The sequence below is a fragment of the Streptomyces sp. NPDC088261 genome (assembly GCF_044740805.1).
GTDB lineage: Bacteria > Actinomycetota > Actinomycetes > Streptomycetales > Streptomycetaceae > Streptomyces.
Genome location: NZ_JBIURL010000004.1, coordinates 336086 through 358715 on the forward strand (window position 1 = coordinate 336086; position 22630 = coordinate 358715).

A 22630-nucleotide genomic window follows, 5' to 3' on the forward strand; every position below is an offset into this window, starting at 1 on the left:
CGATCCGTCCGCCGGGGCCCGGCGCCGAACCAGCCCCAGCCCGACCCGGGGCTGGTCTCTCCGCTGAGGCCCGAGGCCGCACCGCCGGGGCCCGAGGCCGATCCGCCAGGGAACCGTCAAGATTCCGGCGCCGCCGGTCAATGCCGCGTCAGGGCCGTCCCCACTTCCCTCACCGTCGGTCGGGCCGGACCGACGGTCGGCCGTGTACCTGGGGTCGGCCAGTCCTTGATCGGCCGCGCCCTCGGGCCACCCGACCCGTCGATCCCATTCCGGCCCGGGGCCGATCCGTCCGCCCGGGCCCGGCCCCGAACCAGTCCCGGCCCGGCCCGGACCGAGGTTGATCCCTCCGCCGGGGCCCGAGGCCGATCCGCCAGGGAAGCGTCAAGATTCCGGCGCCGCCGGTCAATGCCGCGTCAGGGGCGTACCGGCCCCCCTCCCGCCGGATCTACGTTCCAGGTGTCGGAGTGATCGGACCGTCCGGGAGGCACACCATGGAGCAGGCCAGAGCAGCAAGGGGCGACGCGGCCGGGGCGAGGTTCCGATGACCACCGAGCCCCTCCTCGGCATCAGTGAGTTGAGCGCCGCCACCGTGTGGCCGGAGTCCGCCGTCGTCGCCCCCGGCGGGGACATCGCCGTCGCCGGGGTGTCGCTCGCAGAGCTGGCCGAGCGGTACGGCACCCCCACCTACGTCCTGGACGAGGACGAGGTGCGCGCCCGCGCCAGAGCCTGGCGCCGGGCACTCCCGGACGCCGACGTCGTCTACGCCGCCAAGGCGTTCCTCTGCCGGGCCCTCGTGGACTGGATCGAGGAGGAGGGCCTCGGGCTCGACGTCTGTTCCGCCGGTGAGCTGGAGCTGGCCGCCACCCGGGGCTTCCCCGCCGAGCGGATCGTCCTGCACGGCAACGCCAAGTCCCCGCAGGACCTGCGGACGGCGCTGCGCCTCGGCATCGGCCGTATCGTCGTCGACTCGGCCTGCGAGATCGCCAGGATCGCCGCGCAGGTGCCCGGCCCCGGCCCGCAGAAGGTGCTGGTCAGGGTGTTGCCCGGCATCGAGGCGGGCGCGCACCCGAAGATCCGTACCGGAGCCGAGGGGCAGAAGTTCGGCCTGTCCATCGCGGACGGCGACGCCGCCGACGCGGTGGCCCGTATCCTCGGCCAGCCCTCCCTCGAACTGGTCGGCCTGCACTGCCACCTCGGCTCCCAGATCACCGACGCGGAGCCGTACGCGGAAGCGGTACGGCGGCTCGTGGCCTTCCTCGCCGCCCTCAGGGACCGGCACGGCGTGACCCTGCCCGAGCTGGACCTGGGCGGCGGTTTCGCGGTCGCGTACCTGCCGGGCGATCCGGCCCCCGCGCCCGGCGTGTACGGGCGGTTGATCACCGACACGCTGGCGGAGGAGTGTGCCCGGTACGGCCTGCCGGTCCCCCGGCCGACCGTCGAGCCCGGCCGCTCGATCGTCGCGCAGGCCGGGGTCGCGCTCTACCGCGTCCTGGCGGTGAAGCGCACCGGGGGCCGGGTGTTCGTGGCCGTGGACGGCGGGATGAGCGACAACCCCCGGCCCGCGCTGTACGGCGCGCGGTACACGGTCCGCAGGGTGGGGCGCGCCTCGGCGGCCCCGATGCGTACAGCGACGGTCGTGGGCCGGCACTGCGAGGCGGGCGACGTCCTCGCGGAGGCGGTGGAGCTGCCGGACGACATCCGCGCGGGCGACGTCCTGGCGGTCCCGGCCTCGGGGGCGTACCACGTGTCGATGGCGTCCGGCTACAACATGACGGGCCGGCCGCCGGTCATCGCGGTGTCGTCGGGGCGGTCGCGGCTGCTGGTGCGCCGGGAGACCTTCGAGGATCTGCGTCAGCGGGACGTGGGGCTCTGAGACGTGGGGCTCTGAGCCTGAGCCGTCGGGTCCGTCGACACGTCCGCGAACCGGATGTCGTACGCGTCGGCCGGCGCCATCGTCGTGAGCAACCGCTCGCCCTCCTCCGCGATGTCGGCGCGCTGCTGCCGGGTGGGCCGCGCGAAGAGCTGGACGGTGAGGGTCGTACGGGACGGGGCCGTCCTTGTTGACGTACTTGACGTACCCCTTCCTGACGTTCCGGCCCGGCTCTCCTCCAGCCGCCAGATACCGGCGAGGAATCCGTCCACGAGCAGCGCCCGGTGGGCGATGTTGCCGTGCGAGGCGCGCCCCTTGTACGCGGGCGGGACGACCCGGCTCCGGTCCGCGTGCGACAACAGCAGGTTGTCGAACTCGGGCAGGAAGCGCGGCGGCGCCGGGGTGTCCCCGTCGGGCCTCGGCGCGTCGGGCAGGTCGAACAGCTCGACCCCGTACGCGTCCCGAAAGGTGAGCAGACGGGGCCGCAGCTGCTCGAACACGGCCCTCAGCCGGGTCAGGCCCGACCAGACCTGCATGTCCTTGAACGAGGCGGGACCGAAGGCGCCGAGATAGCGCAGGACGGTGTCGTCGGGCGCGGGCGCGGGCTCCGAGGGCCGGCCGAACCACTGCTCGGCGGTGGTGAGCGTGACCTGCCCGGCGCGGCCCCACAGCCCGCGCGGGGTGGTCTGCACGAGCGGCAGCAGCCCGCGGGCGGCGACGGCCAGCGCGAACGGGTCGGCGTCGGGCCACCGCGCGGCCAGCGCGTCCCGCAGCTCCTTCACGGGCCGCGGCCGCTCCTCGACCAGGTCGCGGCTGAAGGCGGTGAGGTGGTCCAGGTCCACACCGGCCAGCCCGGCCCGGAACAGCCGCAGCTCCTTCTCGCGCGCCTCCTGGAGGAGGGGGCGCAGGGTCAGGCAGTCGTCGGCGGTGTGGGTGTGGATGGTCGACCGCATCGTGACGAGCCGGGCGACCTCCCGGGACTCCATCAGACCCGACAGATCCCCGGGCACGAACCCGGCCAGCCGGGCGGCGAGCTGGAAGTAGGGCGGCTTGACGTTCTGCGCCTGAAGCCCGAGGAGGTGCCCGACGGCGTCCTTGGCGGACACCCCGGCGGCCCGGTGAAGCAGGAACTGCCGCTCCAGGGTGGCGCGATTGAGCGCGCGGGTGCCGAGGACGGGGTGGTCAGCCTTCAGAGCCACGCGGCAATTCAGGCCCGTCCGGCGTTTGAGGACAACAGTGACCCGCACAGACCACGGCCCGCGCGGACCCACCGGCCGGACAAACCAAGCCCGTCCGGCGATTGAGGACAACGGTGACCCGCACGGGTCACGGCCCGCGCGGACCCACCGGCGAAAACCAAGCCCGTCCGGCGCTTGAGGACAACAGTGACCGCAGCGGTCACGGCCCGCGCAGGCCCACCGCCCTAACTCACCCGCGCCCCCCGAGACGGCCGCGCCAGCGAATACCCCCCGATACCCGCAAGCGCCCCCAGCACACCCCCCACCGCCGTCCAGATCCAACGATCCGACCACCAGCCCGAGGCCCACCCTCCCTCCGGCTCACTCGCGACCGCCGCCGCCGACGGCTCGTCGTCCGACCCGTCCCCGTCCGCGTCGGCGAGCACCGCACTCGCCGTCAGCGGTACGGCGAGCGCGCCGCCCACCGCCACGGACCCGCCCTTGTCGGACAGAGACGCGCCGACCGAGGCCCGTACCGGCAGCCCCAGGTCCTCCTCCTGCGCGTTCACCACCGTCAGGCGTACGTAGTAGCTCCCCGGCAGCGGATCGTTCGACCAGGGCTCGGCCCAGGCCCGTACCGTCCGCAGGGTGCAGCGCAGCTCCAGCGTGTCCGCGTCGGCCGCGACCGCGCGGGTCCTGGCCCCGTAGACGCACGGCTGGTGGCGGCGCAGCCCGTCGTACACGTCGACCTGCCAGGTCGCGGAGCCCTTCCTGGTGGCGGAGTCGGGCAGGGTGACCTTCGCGGTGACGGTGGCGCGCTGCCCCGTGTCGACCGGGAAGACCCAGTACAGGTAGTCGCCCGTAGAAGCGTCGGCGGTGGCCTGCTGGCCAGCACGGAAAGCGGTGGCGGTACGAAACGACGTACCGGCCTCCGTAGGCCCGCCACCGGAACCGTCCGCACCGTCCGAACCGTCCGTGGACGACGAGGACGGGGCAGGGGTGTCGTCGGCCAGGGCAGGCCCCGCCGTCGTGAGCAGCGCCGTCACCGCCACCAGCAGCGACCCGGTGAGCGCGGACGTCTTGCGGATGCTTCGCATCAGTTGGTCCTCCATACGGCGACACGCCAGCGCGAGACCCAGCCCCACAGCAGCCCGGCCACCAGCCCGGTCAGTACGAGCAGGCCGAGCAGCCACCAGCCGCGGCCGAGACCGAACGCGGCGACGTCGGACGGCTCGTCGGGCGAGTCCACGACCTGGATGGTCAGTTCGACGGGCAGGCCCGGGGTGGTCTTCACGGAGTCGGGCGCCGAGAAGGAGTTGCTGACCTGGAGGCAGACGGCCTCGCCGGCGGACGCGGTGTCATCGTCGTCGTCCGCCTCCGGCTTCGGATAGCGCAATCCGGTCGAGATCACGTCCGTACGGCCGTCCCCCGCCTCGGAGCCGCGGACGATCTCCCTGCCGTGGACGGTCACCGCGCGCAGGAGCACGCCGTAGTCCCGGTCGACGGCACGGTCGGCGGCGACGCTCACCGAGGCGCGCAGCTCCTGGCCGGGCAGGACGTCCACGCGGTACCAGCGGTGCTCGGAGAACTCCTCGCGGTCGCTGTAGAGCCCGGCCTTCAGTACGGGCGCGTCGGCGCAGCGCGCGGCGCCGTCGGTCGCCACGGGGGTGACCACAGGATCGGCGGCGCGGTCCACCAACTGGGTGACGCGGCCCGAGAGTTCGTCGGTGTGCTGCACCGAGGTGTACGTACCGCCGGTGGCCTCGGCGATGCAGGTGAGCTGCCGCCTGGTCTTCGCGTCGGGCACCAGGCCCAGGGTGTCGATGACGAGGTGGATGCCCTTCGCGGCGATCTCCCGGGCCACCTCGCAGGGGTCGAGGGGGGCGCAGGTGTCCTCGCCGTCGGTGATGAGGACGATCCGGCGGGTCGCGTCACCGCCTTCGAGGTCCTTCGCCGCGCCGAGGAGGGCGGGGCCTATTGGTGTCCAGCCGGTGGGGGCGAGGGTGGCGACCGCGGTCTTCGCCTCGGTGCGGTCGAGCGGGCCGACGGGGTAGAGCTGCGCGGTGTCCTCGCAGCCGACCTTCTTGTCCTTCCCCGGATAGTTGGCGCCGAGGGTACGGATGCCCAGCTCGACCTCCTGGGGCACCGCGTCCAGCACCTCGTTGAAGGCCTGTTTCGCGGCCGCCATCCGGGACTGTCCGTCGATGTCCCGGGCCCGCATGGAGCCGCTCACATCGAGGACGAGGTCGACTTTGGGGGCCGGTTTTCCACTGGGTTCGTCCGCGGAGGCGGCGGGAGGGAAGAGCCCTACGGCCAGGGTGGCCACCAGACCGCACAGGGCGGCTGCCGACCGTTTACTTATGATCATCGCCGGATGATAGTGAGAATAACCCAGGGAGCCAAACGAGAACTGACACCTCGTCAATTGACATCTCGGACGCCGATGTGGGGAGGGTTCTCTTGCCGCGGGGGCCCGATCGGGTCACTGTAAGAGTCACGGACGCCCCATACGTCACAGCCCCACGTCACACCCTCACATCCCCACGCCACATCCCCACGCCACAGCCCGACGTCACAACCGCACACCCCCGCACCACAGCCGCACGTCACATCCCCACACCCCCACATCCCCCCACTCCTGACACCCGAGGTGACCGGTATGAGCAGCAGAAGCACGGGATCGGCAACGGACTCCGGGGGCGGGGGCGGCCTCAGCCGCCGCCGCTTCGTCGGTGTGCTCGCCGCGACCTCGGCGGTGGCGGTGGTGCCCGCGACGGCCGGAGCGGCCGCGCCGGTCCCCTCCCCGGGTACGCCCGCCGTCGCCACCCCGGCCCCATCCCCGGCACCCACCCCCGCCGCCGCCCCGCGCGCCGCCACCCGCCGGCTCTTCCTGGGGACGTACACCTCGTCCCCGGGCGGCGGCACCGGTGTGGGCCTGGCGACGTACGACTCGGCCACCGGCGCCATCACGGGCACCGGGACCGTCACGGGCGTCGCGGACCCCTCATACCTCGCGATCCACCCCGACGGGCGGACGCTGTTCGCCGTGGACGAGCAGCAGGCCGGGCAGGTCACGGCGATCGCCCTGGCGGACGACGGCCGGCACACAGTCCTCGGCAGCCGCTCCACCGGGGGCGCCGGGCCCGCCCATCTGTCCGTGCACCCGAGCGGGCAGTGGCTGCTGACCGCCAACTACACGTCCGGCAGCGTGGCCGTGCTGCCGATCCAGGCGTCGGGTGCGCTGGGCGAGCGTACGGCGCTGGTCACGCACTCCACGCCGCCGCCGGGACCGGGCCAGGGCGGACCGCACGCCCACCAGATCGTCACCTCACCGGACGGCGGCCATGTGCTCGCCGTCGACCTGGGGAACGACACGGTGTACACGTACCGCCTCGACGTACAGACCGGCGCGCTGACGCGTGTCTCGTACGCGCGGCTGCGGCCCGGGGCGGGCCCCCGGCATCTCACCTTCCACCCGTCGGGCGCCTTCGCCTACCTCGCCAACGAGCTGGACAACACCGTGGTCGTCTGTGCGTACGACTCCTCCACGGGCCAACTGACCCCCGGGGAGCCGCAGTCGACGGGCACCACCGGCAACACCCGCAGCTTTCCGGCGGAGTTGGCGGTCACGGACAACGGTGCCTTCGCCTATCTCGCCAACCGGGGTCACAACAGCCTGGCCCGGTACGCGATCGAGGCCGACGGCGCCGAGCTGCGGCTGCTGGACACCGTGCCGGTCGGGGGCGACTACCCGCGGCAGATCGCCCTCTCGCCGGGCGGGGAGCTGCTGTTCGCGGCGAACCAGCGGTCGAACTCGGTGACCGTCTTCGACGTCGACCAGGTGACCGGTGAACTGCGGTCCGCCGGCGCCCCGTTCACCGCGCCGGTCGCAGTGTGCGTCCTGCCGCTGTGACCGGTACGGGTGTCACGGGCCCGGTCGCCCGTGACACCCGTACCGCCGCCGGGTCCCCCGGGCGGGCCACCGCCGCCAGGTCGGGCGTCGTCAGCTCCAGGTAGGTGGCGGCCCAGACCAGCGGCGCGTTCCAGTTGACGGTGTTCTCCTTCGATCCCCAGGCGGCGGGGGCGGTGCCGGGACCCGCGTACGACTTGGCGGCGGGCCGGCCGGTGGGGGTCGCGGTGTCGTTGATGAGCGTGCTGTTCGGGCCGCCGGACAGCCAGCCCCGGGGGTACGGCGTCGCGGGGTAGCGCCCCCAGGCGAGGCGGTCGTGCAGGTCGGTCTCGTGGTAGGCGCCGTATCCGGTGACGTACGACAGGCGCATGGCGTTGGCGCCCATCAGGTAGTCCATGGAGCGGTGCATGGCCTTGAGCGCGCGGGGGTCGGCGGTGAGGTCGTAGTCGGTGCCGAGGAGCAACATCCGGTTGACGACGGAGGAGTTGGAGCCCCAGGGGTACGGTCCGCTCCCCGGGATCGGCGCCGGGTAGCCCTCGCCGTCCTGCACCGCGATCACCTCGTCGCAGAACGTCTTGAGGCGCCCGCGCATCGCCGCGAGATCGGCGGCGGGCAGGTCGCTGTCAACCGCGAGGAGGGAGAGCGTCCCGAGGGTGGCGACGTCGGCCCAGCTGAAGTCGGCGACGTGCCCGTAGTGGGGGGAGCGGATGACGGCCGTACGGTAATTCTCGCCGGTCTCCGCCCCTTCCGCTCGGCGCTGGGCGGTGAGGAAGAGCTCGGCGGCGGCCGCGTAACGGTCGTCGTCGTTGCCGGTGTCCGCGTAGTCGCCGCCGCCCTCGGCGTCGGGGGTCGTGTCGGTGTAGTCGACGTCCGGGGCGGCCTCGGCGCGCTTCCACGCCTCCTGGGCCGAGGCCCACAGCAGGTCGGCGCGGTCGGCGTCGAACGCCCCCAGGACGCGGGCGAGTTGGGCGTTGGTACGGGCCACGGCGTAGGTGGCGTTCGTGGAGGGCCCCATCGCGGAGCGGGGCAGAGTGTTCTCGGCGGCGACGTCCTCGACGGGGAAGGCGCTCCACCGGTGGTTGTGCACCTTGTGCGAGGCGAGCCCGGACGCGGGGAGCATCCCGGAGAGGAAGCGCGAACCGTACTCCACCTCGTCGAGAAGATCGGGGCGCCCGTTGCCCCGTTCGGGGATCAGGAGGGTGGAGTCGCCGTGGGCGGCGGGCCGGCGCTCGTAGAGGTTCATCAGGGTCCACGCGGCGATGGCGTGGTTGACGGGGTAGATCCCGAAGTCCCCGGCGTCGGCCCAGGATTGGGCCACGTCCAGCCGCTCCTTCCCGCACCAGTCCTGGTAACAGGGGACGGAACTGTCACCGGGGTGCAGCGCGTCGTGCGCGTGGGCGGGGCTCTGGAGGTAGCGGGCGGAAACGGGGGTGCCGAGGCGGTGAAAGTAGAAGTACTGCATGGCTTCGCGGGCGAGGTGGGGGTAGAGGGGGTTGCCGCCGATGGCGAAGGGAACGCTGCCGACGTCTCCGCCGGGGTCGCCAACGGTGAGCCGATACGTCCCTGGGGCGGTCACGGCGGAGAAGTCGACCCGATGGACGTGGTCGCCGGAGGCACGGTCCGCACCATGAATCCTGCTCGTACCGGTGGCCACGACCTTGGAACTGGTCGTATCGACGAGCCGCCACGCGAGCGGCGAGGTGTGCTCGGAGACGACGGTGGCGATCTTGTCGGCGCCGCTGAGGTAGCCAATCTGATTGACGCGCACGGGGCTGGGGTCGACGAGGGCGCTGCGCTTGGCGTGGGGGTTGCGTTGGGCGAGGGCGCTGCCTTGGGCTAGGGCGGCGCCCTTGGCGTGGGCGGCGCGTTGGGCGAGGGCGCTCCCTTGGACGTGGGCGTTGCCCTTGGCGAGGGCCTCGCCTTGGCCCGGGGCGGCGGCGCGGCCCTCGCCCGGGGCTGGCGGCAGCGCGGCGGCGACCGCGAGGGCGCCGAGCACGACGGGCGCGGCCAGGGCGACGCGAAGACGGGGGCGGGACGGGGACGGGGACGGCATGCGGCGGCTCCCTCGTACGGACCGGCGAGGGCACATAGTAGAACAAAACGATCACCTGCCCCGACAACCGACACGGTGTTCCGGTGCGGGGGCGCGGCTTCCCGATTGCCCTCACGCCGGACGAGCGCCCGCGCCCCGGTGGGCGGCGCGGCTTCCCACTTGTCCTCAATCGCCGGACGGGCTTGATGGCGCCCGCGCGCCCGGTGCCGGGTGCGGGTCACTGATGTCCTCAATCGCCGGACGGGCTTGATTTTGCCCGCTGCGGGCCGGTTGCGTATGCGCGGCTTGTCGCCGGGGGCCGGTCAGGGGTCGTGTCCTGCACTGCATGTTTTACGTCGCGTGCGGGCCCTTGTTTTGCGTAACGGTAGCCATGCGACACAAAACACGCTTTACGTTCCGGACACGACCCCTGCCCGTCCCCCTTCCAGGCCCGCGTCATAAACAACCCCGGCCCACCCCGGCGCGGGGCGGTAGCCAGCCAGGGCCCGCCCCGGGGCATTTCAAGCCCGTCCGGCGATTGAGGACATCGGTGACCCGCACCCGGCAACGGGCGCCAAGACCCAGCCCGCCCGGACGCACCCCCAGCCCGTCCGGCGTTTGAGGACATCAGTAAGCCGCGCTCGCAGGGCGGGCGGCAGGGGCCCCGGAGCGGGCGGGGTCGTTCACCTTCCCCGACGGCGTGAGGGGGGTGGGGTCGGAGGAGGTGCGTGTGGCCGGACGTAAAGCGTGTTTTGTGGCGCATGACTACCGTCAAACAAAACGAGACCGTGCACGCGCCGTAAAACATGCAGTCCGGACATACGTACCTCCGCAGGCCCCGCCCCCCGTCACCACGACACACCCAGCCCGTCCGGCGATTGAGGACATCAGTAAGCCGCGCCCGCGCAACGGGCAGACGCCACAACCAAGCCCGTCCGGCGATTGAGGACAAAGAAGGACGCCGCGCCCACCACCAGGGCGCAGACGCTCGTCCGGCATGGCGCGGTCAGGAGGCCGCGCCTACGCGCCGCGGCGGCGTTGGGTCGTGGAGCGTCAGGCGGGCGGGCCGCTCCGTTGGCGGGGCGTGGTGGATCGGGGTGTGCGTGTCCGTCAGGGGCACACCCGTGCCGCCTCGGCGTGATGCCACCACCTCCGCCACGATCGACAGCGCCGTCTCCTCGGGAGTACGCGCGCCGAGGTCGAGGCCGATCGGGGAATGGAGGCGGGCCAGTTCGAGTTCCGTCACGCCCACCTCGCGCAGGCGCGCGTCGCGGATCTCGTGGGTGCGGCGTGAGCCCATCGCGCCCACGAAGGCGACCGGCAGCCTCAACGCCCGTTCCAGCAGGGGGACGTCGAACTTGGCGTCGTGCGTGAGGACGCACAGCACCGTCCGCCCGTCGACCCGCGTCGACTCCAGGTAGCGGTGGGGCCACGCCACCACCACCTCGTCCGCGTCGGGAAAGCGCGCCGCCGTGGCGAAGACGGGGCGCGCGTCGCACACCGTCACGTGGTAGCCCAGGAACTTGGCCGCCCGCACCAGCGCCGACGCGAAGTCGATCGCGCCAAAGACGATCATGCGCGGCGGTGGCACGCTCGACTCCACGAGCAGCGTCAGCGGCCGGCCGCACCGGGAGCCGTCCTCGCCGACCACCAGCGTGGCGGTACGGCCCGCGTCCAGCAGGGCGCGCGCCTCCCCCGCCGCCGTACGGTCCAGCTCGGGGTGTCCGCCGAGGCCGCCCTCGTACGATCCGTCGGGGCGTACCAGCAGGGCCCGCCCGAGCAGTTCCGCCGGCCCCTCGGTGACCCGCGCGAGGGCCGTCGCCTCACCCCGCGCGGCGGCGGCCACGGCGGCCGCGTACACCTGCCGGCCGGCGGAGGCGGCCCGTACCGGCGTCACCAGGATGTCGATGACACCGCCGCAGGTCAGCCCGACGGCGAACGCGTCCTCGTCGTCGTACCCGAACCGCTCCAGGACGGTGACGCCGTCCAGGAGCGCCTGGACGCAGAGGTCGTACACCGCCCCCTCCACGCAGCCCCCGGAGACCGAGCCGATCGCCGTGCCCTCGCTGTCGACGGCGAGCGCGGCGCCCGGCAGCCGGGGCGCGCTGCCGCCGACCGCCACGACCGTGGCCACGGCGAAGTCGCGTCCCTGCTCGACCCATCGGGTCAGTTCTTCCGCGATGTCCAGCATGGGGATCTCCTCGCGTCTCGGGGGGAGGGGGAGTTACGCGCCCAGCCAGGATTCGATCGGGTGCAGCGCGTAGAACAGCACGAAGACCGCCGTCAGCCCCCACATGAAGGCCCCGATCTCCCGGGCCCTGCCCTGCGCCACCTTGAGCGCCGTGTACGAGATGACGCCCGCCGCGACCCCCGCGGTGATGGAGTACGTGAACGGCATCAGCACCACGGTCAGGAAGACCGGGACGGCGACGGCGCGGTCGCCCCAGTCGACGTGCCGGGCGTTCTGCGCCATCATCGCGCCGATCACCACCAGGGCCGCGGCGGCCACCTCGCCCGGCACCAGCCGGGTGAGCGGGGTGAAGAAGAGGCACGCCGCGAAGAGCAGGCCGGTGACGACGGACGCCAGGCCGGTACGTGCCCCCTCGCCGACGCCCGTCGCGGACTCGACGAAGACCGTCTGGCCCGAGCCGCCCGCCACTCCGCCGATCGCGCCGCCGGCCCCGTCGATGAACAGCGCCTTGGAGAGGCCCGGCATCCGGCCCCCGTCGTCGGCGAGTCGCGCCTCCGTGCCGACCCCGATGATGGTCGCCATCGCGTCGAAGAAGCCCGCCAGCACCAGAGTGAAGACGATCATCCCCACCGTCATCGCGCCGACGTCGCCCCAGCCGCCGAAGTCGACCTGCCCGAAGAGCGAGAAGTCGGGCAGGGAGACCGCACTCCCGGTCAGCTCCGGTGGCCCACTGCCCCACGACGTGGTGGCTATGACGCCCGTGGCGTCGAGGACCGCGGCGGCCACCGAGCCGATGACGATGCCCATCAGGATCGCGCCCGGCACCCGGCGCGCCTGGAGCATGAAGATCAGCAGCAGGGTCAGGCAGAAGAGCAGGACGGGCCACCCGGCGAGCTGGCCGGCCGGACCGAGGGTGACCGGGCCGCCGGCCTCCGAGGCGTGGACGAACCCGGCCTTCACCAGGCCGATGAGCGCGACGAACATGCCGATGCCGATGGTGATGGCGTGTTTCAGGGCGAGCGGGATCGCGTTCATGATCATCTCGCGGAGGCCGGTGACCACCAGGAGGCAGATCACCACCCCGTACAGCACGCACATCGCCATGGCCTGCGGCCACGTCATCACGGGCACGACCTGCCCGGCGAGCACCCCCGAGACGGAGAGCCCGGCGGCCAGGGCCAGCGGCACCTTCCCGACGAGGCCCATCAGGAGGGTGGTGAGCGCCGCGGCGAGGGCGGTCGCGGTGATCAGGGCGGACCGGGCGAGGGTGTCGCCCGCGACGTCCTCGCCGGACAGGATCAGGGGGTTGAGCAGCAGGATGTACGCCATGGCCATGAAGGTCGTGACGCCGCCCCGGATCTCGCGGGCGAGGGTCGAACCCCGGTGGGAGATCTCGAAGTATCTGTCCAGCCGGGTCCGGTTGGCCGGAGGACGCGCGCCGGCTTTCTCGGTGCCGGCGTCCTCGGCCGCGGTGTCCTCGGCTGTGGTGGTCCTGGGTTCCAGTGACGAATGGGTCATGTTGCCTGCTCCGGAGGGGAGATGGATGCGTGGGCTGCACGACCCGGGGGACGGCCCGAGACGAACGAAGAAGTGGTGGTGGTGTGTGGACGAGGGGTGGTGCGCGGGCCCTCACATGCCCGTCAGGTGTTCCGGTCGTACGGGCGTCCTGTTCAGCTCCAGCCCCGTCGCGTTCCTGATCGCCGCCAGAATCGCGGGAGTTGACGACAGAGTCGGCGCCTCGCCGACGCCCCGCAGCCCGTACGGCGCGTGCTCGTCGGCGAGTTCGAGCACGTCGACCGGGATGGTCGGGGTGTCGAGGAGGGTGGGGATCAGGTAGTCCGTGAAGGACGGGTTGCGTACCTTCGCGGTCACGGGATCGACGATGATCTCCTCCATCACCGCCACCCCGAGGCCCTGGAGGCTGCCGCCCTGGATCTGGCCGACGACGGAGAGCGGGTTGAGCGCCTTGCCGACGTCCTGCGCCACGGCCAGTTCGATGACCTTGACGAGGCCCAGTTCCGTGTCGACCTCGACCACCGCGCGATGGGCGGCGAACGAGTACTGGACATGGCCGTTGCCCTGTCCCGTACGGAGGTCGAAGGCCTCGGTCGGGCGGTGGCGCCACTCCAGCTCCAGGTCCACCACCTCGTCCTCCAGCACGTCCGCGAGATCGGCCAGCACCTCGCCGCCGTCGGTGACGACCTTGCCGCTTTCGAGCAGCAGCTCGGCGGTGGCCCAAGCGGGGTGGTACGTACCGAACTTGCGCCGCCCCAGCTCCAACACCCGCTCGCGCACGTGCTCGCAGGCGTTCTTGACCGCGCCGCCCGTGACATAGGTCTGGCGGGACGCGGAGGTCGATCCCGCGGAGCCGACCTGGGTGTCGGCGGGCTGGATGGTGACCTGGGTGACGCCCAGTTCGCTGCGGGCGATCTGCGCGTGGACGGTCACCCCGCCCTGGCCGACCTCGGCCATCGCGGTGTGCACGACGGCGACCGGCTCCCCCGCGACGACCTCCAGGCGGACCCGGGCGGTGGAGTAGTCGTCGAAGCCCTCGGAGAAGCCGACGTTCTTGATGCCGACCGCGTAGCCGACACCCCGTACGACCCCCTCGCCGTGCGTGGTGTTGGACAGCCCGCCCGGCAGGGCCCGTACGTCCGCCGCCTCGCCCGCCGTGAGCCACTGCCGCTCGGGCGGCAGCGGCCTGGCCTTCACGCGGCGGAGCAGCTCGGCGACGGGCGCGGGCGAGTCGACCCGCTGGCCCGTCGGCAGGAGCGTGCCCTGTTCCATGGCGTTGCGCTGCCGGAACTCCACGGGATCCAGGCCCAGTTCGGCGGCCAGCTTGTCCATCTGCGCCTCGTACGCGAAACACGCCTGGACCGCGCCGAAGCCGCGCATCGCCCCGCAGGGCGGGTTGTTGGTGTAGAGCGCGATCGCCTCGATGTCGACGTCCTCGACGACGTACGGGCCGACGGAGAGGGAGGCGGCGTTGCCGACGACGGCCGGGGACGCGGAGGCGTACGCACCGCCGTCGAGCACGATCCGGCACCTCATGTGGGTGAGTTTTCCGTCGCGCGTCGCGCCGTGCTCGTAGTGCAACTTCGCGGGGTGGCGGTGGACATGGCCGAAGAACGACTCGAAGCGGTTGTAGACCATCTTGACCGGTTTGCCGGTGCGCAGGGCCAGCAGGCAGGCGTGGATCTGCATCGACAGGTCCTCGCGCCCGCCGAAGGCGCCGCCGACGCCGGACAGGGTCATCCGGACCTTCTTCTCGGGCAGGCCGAGGACGGGGGCCATCTGGCGCAGGTCGGAGTGGAGCCACTGGGTGGCCACGTACAGGTCCACGCCGCCGTCCTCGGCGGGGACGGCGAGTCCCGACTCCGGGCCGAGGAAGGCCTGGTCCTGCATGCCGAAGACGTAGTCGCCGGTGACGATCACGTCCGCGCGGGCCGCCGCCGCGTCGGCGTCGCCGCGGACGATGGGCTGGCGGTGGACGATGTTCGGGTGCGGGACATGGCCGATGTGGTGGTCTTCGCGGCCTTCGTGGACCAGGGGGGCGCCGGGCGCGGTGGCCGACAACTCATCGGTGACGACGGGGAGTTCGGCGTAGTCGATCCGGATCCTGGCGGCGGCGCGGCGCGCGGTCTCGGGGTGGTCGGCGGCGACGATCGCGACGGGCTCGCCGTGGTGGCGGACCTTGCCGTGGGCGAGGACGGGGGTGTCCTGGATCTCCAGCCCGTAGTGCTTCACGGCGGTGGGCAGGTCGTCGTGGGTCAGGACGGCGTACACGCCGGGGACGGCGAGGGCCTCGGAGATGTCGATCGACCGGACCTCGGCGTGCGCGACGGTGGAGCGGAGGGTGTGCCCCCACAGCATGTCCTCGTGCCACATGTCGGAGGAGTACGCGAACTCGCCGGTGACCTTGAGGGTGCCGTCGGGGCGGAGGGTGGACTCGCCGATGCCGCCTTTGGTGCGGGAGCCTTGGGTGAGGCTGGCAGGGGTGCCGGTGGGGGTGCGGGGCGTGGAGGTTCCCGGTGTTGTGGAGGTACGGGGTGTCGAGGACGCCATCGTCAGATCGCCTCTTCCTGTCGCGCCGCGGCCAGCCGTACGGCGTCGAGAATCGCCTCGTACCCCGTGCAGCGGCACAGGTTCCCGGACAGCGCCTCGCGGATGTCCGCGTCGGTGGGGGACGGGTTGCGCTCCAGCATCTCGTCGGCGGCGACCAGCAGCCCCGGGGTGCAGAAGCCGCACTGCACGGCGCCCGCGTCCATGAACGCCTGCTGGACATGGGACAGTTCGCCCTCGCGGACCCGGCCCTGGCCCCCGTTCCGATCCTGGTCGCGCCGGCCCGCGTACTCCGCCAGCCCCTCGACCGTCAGTACCTCGCGGCCCTCCACCTGCCCGGCCGCGACCAGGCACGCGCAGACCGGAACGCCGTCGAGCCGTACCGTACAAGAACCGCATTCGCCCTGCTCGCAGGCGTTCTTGGAGCCGGGCAGGCCCAGCCGCTCCCGCAGGACGTACAGAAGGCTCTCGCCCTCCCAGACGTCATCGGCTTCCCGCCGGCGTCCGTTGACCGTGAAGTTCACACGCATGATCAGGCAGCTCCTCGGAGGGTTCGACCGGTGCCGCGGTACTGCTCCCACGTCCAGCCGAGCTGGCGGCGGGCCATGACGGCGACGGCGTGGCGGCGGTACGTCGCGGTGCCGCGCACGTCGTCGATGGGGTTGCAGGCGCCGGCGACGAGGTCCGCGAACTGCTTCGCGACCGACGGCGTGATGATCTTCCCGTTGTCCCAGAAGCCGCCCTCTTCGAGCGCCGCCCCGAGGAAGTCCTCGGCCGCCCGGGCCCGGACGGGCGTGGGGGCGGCGGAGCCGATGCCGGTCCGTACCGTACGGGTGCGGGGGTGCAGGGCCAGCCCGAACGCGCAGACGGCGATGACCATCGCGTTGCGGGTGCCGACCTTCGAGTACTGCTGGGGTCCGTCCGCCTTCTTGACGCGTACGGCCCTGATCAGCTCGTCGGGCGCGAGGGCGTTGCGCTTCACGCCGGTGTAGAACGCGTCGATGGGGATGAGGCGGGTGCCCCGTACCGACTCGGCCTCCACCTCGGCGCCCGCCGCGAGGAGCGCGGGGTGCGCGTCGCCGGCCGGGGACGCGGTGCCGAGGTTGCCGCCGACGCCGCCGCGGTTGCGGATCTGGGGCGAGGCGACGGTGTGGGAGGCGAGCGCGAGGCCGGGCAGCTCGGTCCGCAGGTTCTCCATGATGGCGGTGTACGGGACGGAGGCGCCGAGCCGGACGTGGTCGTCCTCGACCGTCCAGGTGGCCAGCTCGCCGACGCGGTTGAGGTCGAGCAGGTGCGTGGGGCGGCGGTGGTCGAAGTTGATCTCGACCATGACGTCCGTACCGCCCGCGAGGGGGACGGCGGAGGGGTGCTCGGCCTTGGCGGCGAGCGCGTCCTGCCAGGTGGCGGGGCGAAGGAAGTCCATGAATGGCTCTTCTCTCGATCGTTCGCTGTCGTGCGATCCGTGATCGTGCGTCGTGCGATTCGTGATCGGGCGGGGACGGGCGGCCCTGTCCATGAACTGTTCACGCGGTGTGGCACAAGTACACAAGCAGTGCGCCGCCTGGGGGCAGTCACGGAAACCATGAAGGGGTGGGCGGGGCGTGCGCGGGGTCTTGTAGATTCGAACAAAGGGGAACCGAAGGCGAGCCTCGCTTGAATCGACTCAACCGACTCAACCCACTCAACCGACTGAACCGACTGAATCGACGAGAAGGATCGGCGGCGAGAGATGCGGCTGCGCGCACTGCTGGAGACCGACGCGCTGGGCCTGCGGCTGCTGGGCGGCGCGGGGGAACTGGACCGTGGTGTCCGTGGCGTCATGACGACCGATCTGCGGGACCCGAGCCGCTATCTCTCGGGCGGTGAACTGGTCCTGACGGGCCTGGCGTGGCGGCGCTCCGCGGAGGACGCGGAGCCGTTCGTACGGATCCTCAACGCGGCCGGGGTCGCGGGGCTCGCGGCGGGCGAGGCGGAGCTGGGGCACATCCCGGAGGACCTGGTCACGGCGTGTGTCCGGCACCGGATGCCGTTGTTCGCGGTGCGGGAGGACGTGGCCTTCGCGACGATCACCGAGCACGTCGTACGGCAGGTGTCCGGGGAGCGGGCCGGGGATCTGGCGGCGGTCGTGGACCGGCACCGCAGGCTGATGACGTCGGGGCCGGCGGGCGGGGGCCCCGAGGTGGTGCTGGACCTGCTCACCTCCGACCTCGACCTGCGGGCGTGGGTCCTCACCCCCACCGGCCGGCAGATCGCGGGCGGCGGCGAGCGGCTGCCTGCGGGGCGGGCGGCGGCGCTGGCGGCGGAGCATCTGGCGGCCACTCGTTCGGGACGGAGGTCGCCCCATCGGGTGACGGCCGGGGGGACGGCGTACTCCCTGTTCCCGATTCACGACGGGGTCCACGTCCCCTACGACGACCGGGATCAGGGCCCGATCCGCGAACCGGGGGGCGGTACGGCGCCCGCCGCGTTCTTGGACGTACGGGATGTACGGGACGTACGGGAGACGGTGCTGTCGGACTGGTTCCTGGCGGTCGAGGCGGACGCGGGTGAGTGGCCGGCGGCGCGGCTTGACCTGCTGCGGGGGGTGACCCAGCTGATCTCGGTGGAACGGGACCGGCGCGACGCGTCGCGTACGGTACGGCGCCGGCTCGCCCAGGAGGTCGTGGACCTGGTCCAGGAGGGGGCGCCCCCGGCGGACATCGCGGCGCGGCTGCGGGTGGCGGCGCCGGTCCTGCTTCCCGGCGTGGGCGCGGCACCGCACTGGCAGGTGGTGGTGGCGCGACTGGAGTGGTCGGGGGACGACGCGGGTACGGCGGTCGCGTCGGGCCCGGCGGGTCAGGCGGCCCTGGAGGAGATCCTGGCGGCCCACACCCCACCGGGGACGGACCTGTCGGACCGGATCGCGGTGGCGCATTCGGACGGCGAGGCGATTGCGCTCGTACCGATCGCCATGGAGGTACGGGGGGACGGGCCGGGGGCTGGGGCGGCGGCGGCGCACACGGGGGCGGGGGTTGGGGCGGCGCCCCACAGCCCGGCTGGTGCCGGGGCCCACAGCCCGGCTGGCGCTGGGGCCGCGCCCCATGCCCCGGCCGGTGCCGGGGTAACGCCCCACAGCCCGGCCAGCGCTGGGGCAGCGTCCCAGACGGCCCACGGCCTGGCGTCCGGTGCTGGAACCGGTGCCGGGCCCGCCCCCGACACGGGCGCCGGGCTCCAGCCCGGCAACGGCAATCCGCTCGATCCCGGCTCAGGCTCCGGGGCCCGTATCGGCACGGGGTCTGCGGCCAGCACCGGGACCGGCACTGACGCCGGTGCTGGTGCCAGGCCCGCCCCCGGCAGCGGCAACCGGCTCCACCCCGGCTCCGGCAGCGGGGCCCGTACCGACACGGGGCCTGCGGCCAGCACTGAGACCGGCACCGGCATCGCCGCCGGAGCCAGTGCCGCACCCGCCAACGGGACCCCGTCCCACCCCGCGTCCGGCTCCGGGGCCCGTACCGGCACGGGGCCTGCGGCCACCACAGGGACCGACGCCGTTGCCGGAGCCGCCCTCGCCAACGGCAACGGCAACGGCACCCTGCTCCAACCCGGTTCAGGCTCCGGGGCCCGTGCCAGCACAGGGCCCGGCACCCACGCCGGAGCCGGGACCGGCAACGGGACCCCGCTCCACCCCGCGTCCGGCTCCGGGGCCCGTACCGGCACGGGGCCTGCGGCCACCACAGGGACCGGCACCGACGCCGTTGCGGGAGCCACCCCCGGCAACGGCACCCTGCTCCACCCCGGTTCAGGCTCCGGGGCCCGTGCCAACACAGGGCCCGGCACCCACGCCGGAGCCGGGACCGGGACCGGCAACGGGACCCCGCTCCACCCCGGCACCGGCTCCGGGGCCCGTACCGGCACTGGGTCTGCGGCCGGCACTGGGACCGGCCCCCGTACGGGCGCGACGGCCGCCGTCACCGGGACCGACACCGGCACCGGTAACCGCACCGGCGCCCCTACCGACCCGCCCGGGCAAGGGCTGCACGCCGACGTCCTGTTGGGCGCCGTACGTGGGACGCTCAGCGCTGGGCTCGGGGAGGATGGGCGGCTGACGTTCGGGGTGAGCGCCGCCGTGCACTCGGCCGAGGGATTGCGCGGCGCGCTGGAGGAGGCCCGGCACGCCCGCCGGGTCGCGGCGGCGCGGCCCGGGCGGGTCTGCGCGGCCGGGCACCACGAACTCGCCTCGCACGTCCTGCTGCTGCCCTTCGTCCCCGACGACGTCCGGCGCGCCTTCACGGCCCGGCTGCTGGACCCGCTGCGGGAGTACGACAAACGCCACCGCGCGGAGCTGATCCCCACCCTGGAGGCGTTCCTCGACTGCGACGGCTCCTGGACCCGCTGCGCGGCCAGGCTGCACCTTCATGTCAACACCCTGCGCTACCGGGTGGGCCGGATCGAGCAGTTGACCGGCCGCGACCTGGCCCGCCTGGAGGACAAGCTGGACTTCTTCCTCGCGCTGCGGATGGGCTGACCGCGCTGACGCGATCTGCCGGGCGCTCACGCCCAGCGCCACACCTGATTCGCGCGATTCCATTCCGTGCCCGAGGTGATGCAGTTCCACACCTGGAGAACCGACTGCTCACCCGGCTGGCCGGAGGGGGAATTGACTTCCATGCACCGTCCGCTCAGCCGGTTCCTGATGATCATGTAAGTAATGGGGAAGCACATGCACGGTTCCTGCGGCGGACGGATCTCCTGCGTGTACCACTCATTCGACCGGCCGTTGGCGTCACAGTACGGCTCCTGAATGATCGGTACACCATTCGCGGGATTGCCGCCGAGGACGGCCAGGCACTGGCCGGAATGGCGTGCCCTGAGGCGGAAGAATCCGTTTCCGCTGTCCAGCCGCTCGAACTCCTGCGACCAGCTCGCGTTGTTCGGCCAGAGGAATGCCCCCGTACCCGGGGCGGTGGAGGCCCACATGACGTCCGCGTGGAGTCCGGTCCACTGATTCGCGATCTCCACAAACGGGGGATCAGCGGCCGCCGCGGTTTCCCGGGCGGTCGCCGACGGAATGGCCACGAGACCCGCCACCGTGACCATCGCCGCCACCAGCGTCGTTCGTCTCAGTCTTCTTCTCCGTAAGAAATTCAACCCATTTCCCTTTCCTTGATGTCGTCGGTGTTCACCGGTGAGCCGATTTCCCGCCCCCGCGTCCATCGTGGAGGGCGCGGCTCCCACGCGACAGGTGCCCATTCCGCCACCTTGACGCCGAGAATGACCTGTGCATGACACTCTTTTAGGCTTATCCTCCCCAAAGGCCATGGGCCATGCGCCGGGGACAGCCGGGACGGGGGGACCGCCGTGAACGAGGCACATCTGTTACGGCACGCACTGCTCGCCGCCCACCGCATCGTCAACAACGAGCCCTACGCCGAGGACTTGGCCGAAGGGCTGCTCCGCGTCGTCGGCGCGGACTGTGTGTGCGTCGACATCTGCCCGGCCTGGCGGACCCGGACGCCCTCGGTGACGATGGCCGGAGAACCCAGCACCCTGTCGGCGGACGAGATCGACCACTGGATGGCCCTGTCCGCCGACGACCCGTACCTCGTGAACCTGCTCACCACCGGCGACCCGCACCCGTACCGTACGAGCGACTTCATGCCCTTCCACCGTTTCCGGCGGACCCTCGTCTACCGGGAGGTCTTCGCCCGGTACGGCATGCGTCATCTGCTGCTGATGGCACCGCACCTCAGCGACGAGAACCTGGTCCTCATCGGCCTGACGCGCAGGCTCCACGACTTCTCCGACCGCGAGACCCAGGCGCTCCACCCCCTCCGCGACCTCCTCGCCACCGCGCTGGACCACCGCGCCCAGGTCACCGCGATCCAGGCGAGGATCAAGGCCGGCCCGCCCGGCGCCCCACCGCACCGGCGCACCCTCACCGAACGCGAGACCCAGGTGATCGCCCTCGTCGCCGCCGGCCACACCAACGACCAGGCCGCCCGCGCGCTCGGCATCAGCTCACGGACCGTCCGCAAGCACCTCGAAGGGGTCTTCGGCAAGGCCGACGTCCCCAGCCGCGCCGCCGCCGTCGCCTGGTGGCTCCGCCAGCCCGGGAATCGCGCCCGGCGATGACCCGCCACCCGTGCGGTCGTGGTGGCCGGCGCCACCGGTGTCGTGTTGACCGCCGTCACCCCTCGACGGCGTCCCGGTCGTCCAGGTCGCCCGGAGATCCAACTCTCCCGCGCGGGCCGCCGGAAGCGATGATTCCGGCCTGCCCGACACCCGCCGTTTCCCCGGCGTCTTCCCAGGTGAAAGCCCTGCGAAGGGTGTCACCACCGGCACCAGGGCGCCCGTAACGCCCTTGTCCTGGGCGCCCCGCCGCCCCCATCGATGACCAAGGCATTGTGAATTTTTTCACCTGTCCTCTTGGCCCAGCGTGCCGATCCGTGCTGAGATGCGTCCACACCCAACAGCACAATGGCGCGCTCGGGGAGGGCAATGTGGCGCATACCGCCATGTCTGGTTCCGGAACCACTGCCGGTGACGACCCACTCCAGACCGCGGTATGGCGGCTGCGCTCGCGAGGGTGCTGGACCGACGCGGCCGCCCTGCTCGCACCGCACGCCGCCGACCCGGCCCCCGCGCTCCAGCGCGCGTCACTGCTCGTCGAGCGATGCCTGTTCACGGCGAACGGCTGGGCGGAGGCCGAGGACGCGCTGCGGGTCGCCGAGGCCACGGCGCGGGAGGACGACGAGCGCGGCGCCGCCGCCTGCGAACGCGGTCATCTCGCCTACGCCTCGACCGTCCTGCACGTCCGCGACCGCGCCGACGAGGCCCGCGCCGCGCTCAGCCGCGCGGCGGCGCTGATCCACCCCAGCGCCCCGGGCCGCGCCCTGCTCGACTTCCGCCGCGGGCTGTTCGCCGAGCACGTCGCCGACTCCCCCCAGTCGGCCCGCGCCGCGTACCGCAGGGCCCACGCCGCCGCCACCGCGCACGAGGAGACGCTGCTGCTCTCCTTCACCTGGCGCCACCTGGCCGGACTCGCCCTGCGCGAGGGCGAGTTGGCCGAGGCGAGACACGGCTTCGGCGAATCGCTGCGGATCCGCGAGGAGTTGGGCTATCTCGTCGGTACGGCCCCGGCCCTCGCGGCGCTCGCCGACGCCGAGCCGGAACCGGAGGCGACCAGGCTGCGCGCCGAGGCCGGGCGTCTCTTCCGTCTGCTGGGCGGAGTACCGACGTGGCTGGCCGACCAGTTGACGCCCCCGGCGCCGGTGTGAGCGGTCGGGCGGGCGGGGTGCGGTGGCGCTACGGACATCGCGACGTGCTGCTTCTCTCCGGCTCGAAGGCGGTCATCCCTGACGATCATCGTTGATGATCTTCGTACAGGGCCGCCGACTCCGGGCACAAG

Annotated in this window: 15 protein-coding genes; 5 read left to right on the forward strand and 10 right to left on the reverse strand. The window is 72.6% G+C overall.

Going from position 1 to position 22630, the window contains the following annotated elements:
• Nucleotides 1-541 precede the first annotated feature (541 nt).
• On the forward strand, nt 542-1873 hold the full coding sequence (gene lysA / locus ACIODU_RS11215) for a diaminopimelate decarboxylase (protein ID WP_401766487.1): 1332 nt from the start codon (nt 542-544) through the stop codon (nt 1871-1873).
• On the opposite strand, the gene ACIODU_RS11220 is transcribed toward lysA, so the two are convergent.
• From ACIODU_RS11220 to ACIODU_RS11230, 3 genes are all read right to left on the reverse strand, one after another.
• Complete coding sequence (locus ACIODU_RS11220) at nt 1852-3069, reverse strand: winged helix DNA-binding domain-containing protein (RefSeq protein ID WP_401766489.1); 1218 nt, start codon at nt 3067-3069, stop codon at nt 1852-1854. The two genes, lysA and ACIODU_RS11220, sit on opposite strands and share 22 nt — an antisense overlap.
• 224 nt (nt 3070-3293) lie before the next feature.
• On the reverse strand, nt 3294-4145 hold the full coding sequence (locus ACIODU_RS11225; protein ID WP_401766491.1) for a hypothetical protein: 852 nt from the start codon (nt 4143-4145) through the stop codon (nt 3294-3296).
• Nucleotides 4145-5416 (reverse strand): VWA domain-containing protein, encoded by a 1272-nt coding sequence (locus ACIODU_RS11230; protein ID WP_401766493.1) that lies wholly within the window; start codon nt 5414-5416, stop codon nt 4145-4147. The genes ACIODU_RS11225 and ACIODU_RS11230 overlap by 1 nt, the downstream gene beginning before the upstream one ends.
• Nucleotides 5417-5707: 291 nt before the next feature.
• On the opposite strand from ACIODU_RS11230, the gene ACIODU_RS11235 reads away from it, so the two are divergent.
• Nucleotides 5708-6961 carry a lactonase family protein gene (locus ACIODU_RS11235; protein ID WP_401766495.1) on the forward strand — a complete coding sequence of 418 codons (1254 nt, stop codon included), beginning with the start codon at nt 5708-5710 and terminating at the stop codon, nt 6959-6961.
• Here the strand turns inward: ACIODU_RS11235 and ACIODU_RS11240 are convergent.
• The 6 genes from ACIODU_RS11240 to ACIODU_RS11265 form a co-directional block, all read right to left on the reverse strand.
• On the reverse strand, nt 6924-9011 hold the full coding sequence (locus ACIODU_RS11240) for a glycoside hydrolase family 9 protein (protein WP_401766497.1): 2088 nt from the start codon (nt 9009-9011) through the stop codon (nt 6924-6926). The two genes, ACIODU_RS11235 and ACIODU_RS11240, sit on opposite strands and share 38 nt — an antisense overlap.
• Before the next feature lie 985 nt (nt 9012-9996).
• Nucleotides 9997-11181: an XdhC family protein gene (locus ACIODU_RS11245; RefSeq protein WP_401766498.1), complete on the reverse strand. Its 1185-nt coding sequence runs from the start codon at nt 11179-11181 to the stop codon at nt 9997-9999.
• Between the two features lie 33 nt (nt 11182-11214).
• A complete protein-coding gene (locus tag ACIODU_RS11250) occupies nt 11215-12699 on the reverse strand; it encodes an NCS2 family permease (RefSeq protein ID WP_401766500.1) in 1485 nt (494 codons plus the stop codon).
• A gap of 111 nt (nt 12700-12810) precedes the next feature.
• Nucleotides 12811-15246 (reverse strand): xanthine dehydrogenase family protein molybdopterin-binding subunit, encoded by a 2436-nt coding sequence (locus tag ACIODU_RS11255; RefSeq protein ID WP_401766502.1) that lies wholly within the window; start codon nt 15244-15246, stop codon nt 12811-12813.
• Nucleotides 15247-15248: 2 nt separating this feature from the next.
• Entirely contained in the window at nt 15249-15773 is a 525-nt protein-coding gene (locus ACIODU_RS11260; RefSeq protein WP_356425588.1) for a (2Fe-2S)-binding protein, read from the reverse strand.
• A gap of 2 nt (nt 15774-15775) precedes the next feature.
• The gene (locus ACIODU_RS11265; protein ID WP_401766504.1) at nt 15776-16666 is read right to left on the reverse strand and encodes an FAD binding domain-containing protein; all 891 of its coding nucleotides are present in this window, start codon (nt 16664-16666) and stop codon (nt 15776-15778) included.
• A gap of 306 nt (nt 16667-16972) precedes the next feature.
• On the opposite strand from ACIODU_RS11265, the gene ACIODU_RS11270 reads away from it, so the two are divergent.
• Nucleotides 16973-19747, forward strand: coding sequence for a PucR family transcriptional regulator ligand-binding domain-containing protein (locus tag ACIODU_RS11270; protein ID WP_401766506.1), 2775 nt, complete (start codon nt 16973-16975; stop codon nt 19745-19747).
• 26 nt (nt 19748-19773) lie between these two features.
• On the opposite strand, the gene ACIODU_RS11275 is transcribed toward ACIODU_RS11270, so the two are convergent.
• On the reverse strand, nt 19774-20319 hold the full coding sequence (locus ACIODU_RS11275) for an RICIN domain-containing protein (protein ID WP_401766766.1): 546 nt from the start codon (nt 20317-20319) through the stop codon (nt 19774-19776).
• A gap of 261 nt (nt 20320-20580) precedes the next feature.
• Between ACIODU_RS11275 and ACIODU_RS11280 the strand changes: the two genes are divergently transcribed.
• Both ACIODU_RS11280 and ACIODU_RS11285 read left to right on the forward strand, forming a co-directional pair.
• Nucleotides 20581-21354, forward strand: a complete 774-nt coding sequence (locus ACIODU_RS11280) for a response regulator transcription factor (protein WP_401766509.1) — start codon at nt 20581-20583, stop codon at nt 21352-21354.
• 368 nt (nt 21355-21722) lie between these two features.
• The gene (locus ACIODU_RS11285; RefSeq protein WP_356425577.1) at nt 21723-22499 is read left to right on the forward strand and encodes a hypothetical protein; all 777 of its coding nucleotides are present in this window, start codon (nt 21723-21725) and stop codon (nt 22497-22499) included.
• Nucleotides 22500-22630 lie beyond the last annotated feature (131 nt).

Bases quoted from the DNA above. Each gene is read 5' to 3' on its own strand.
- ACIODU_RS11260 (WP_356425588.1), bottom strand. From the start codon at position 15,773: ATGCGTGTGAACTTCACGGTCAACGGACGCCGGCGGGAAGCCGATGAC.
- ACIODU_RS11235 (WP_401766495.1), top strand. From the start codon at position 5,708: ATGAGCAGCAGAAGCACGGGATCGGCAACGGACTCCGGGGGCGGGGGC.
- lysA (WP_401766487.1), top strand. From the start codon at position 542: ATGACCACCGAGCCCCTCCTCGGCATCAGTGAGTTGAGCGCCGCCACC.
- ACIODU_RS11270 (WP_401766506.1), top strand. From the start codon at position 16,973: ATGCGGCTGCGCGCACTGCTGGAGACCGACGCGCTGGGCCTGCGGCTG.
- ACIODU_RS11250 (WP_401766500.1), bottom strand. From the start codon at position 12,699: ATGACCCATTCGTCACTGGAACCCAGGACCACCACAGCCGAGGACACC.
- ACIODU_RS11275 (WP_401766766.1), bottom strand. From the start codon at position 20,319: ATGGTCACGGTGGCGGGTCTCGTGGCCATTCCGTCGGCGACCGCCCGG.
- ACIODU_RS11265 (WP_401766504.1), bottom strand. From the start codon at position 16,666: ATGGACTTCCTTCGCCCCGCCACCTGGCAGGACGCGCTCGCCGCCAAG.
- ACIODU_RS11240 (WP_401766497.1), bottom strand. From the start codon at position 9,011: ATGCCGTCCCCGTCCCCGTCCCGCCCCCGTCTTCGCGTCGCCCTGGCC.
- ACIODU_RS11225 (WP_401766491.1), bottom strand. From the start codon at position 4,145: ATGCGAAGCATCCGCAAGACGTCCGCGCTCACCGGGTCGCTGCTGGTG.
- ACIODU_RS11230 (WP_401766493.1), bottom strand. From the start codon at position 5,416: ATGATCATAAGTAAACGGTCGGCAGCCGCCCTGTGCGGTCTGGTGGCC.
- ACIODU_RS11245 (WP_401766498.1), bottom strand. From the start codon at position 11,181: ATGCTGGACATCGCGGAAGAACTGACCCGATGGGTCGAGCAGGGACGC.
- ACIODU_RS11255 (WP_401766502.1), bottom strand. From the start codon at position 15,246: ATGGCGTCCTCGACACCCCGTACCTCCACAACACCGGGAACCTCCACG.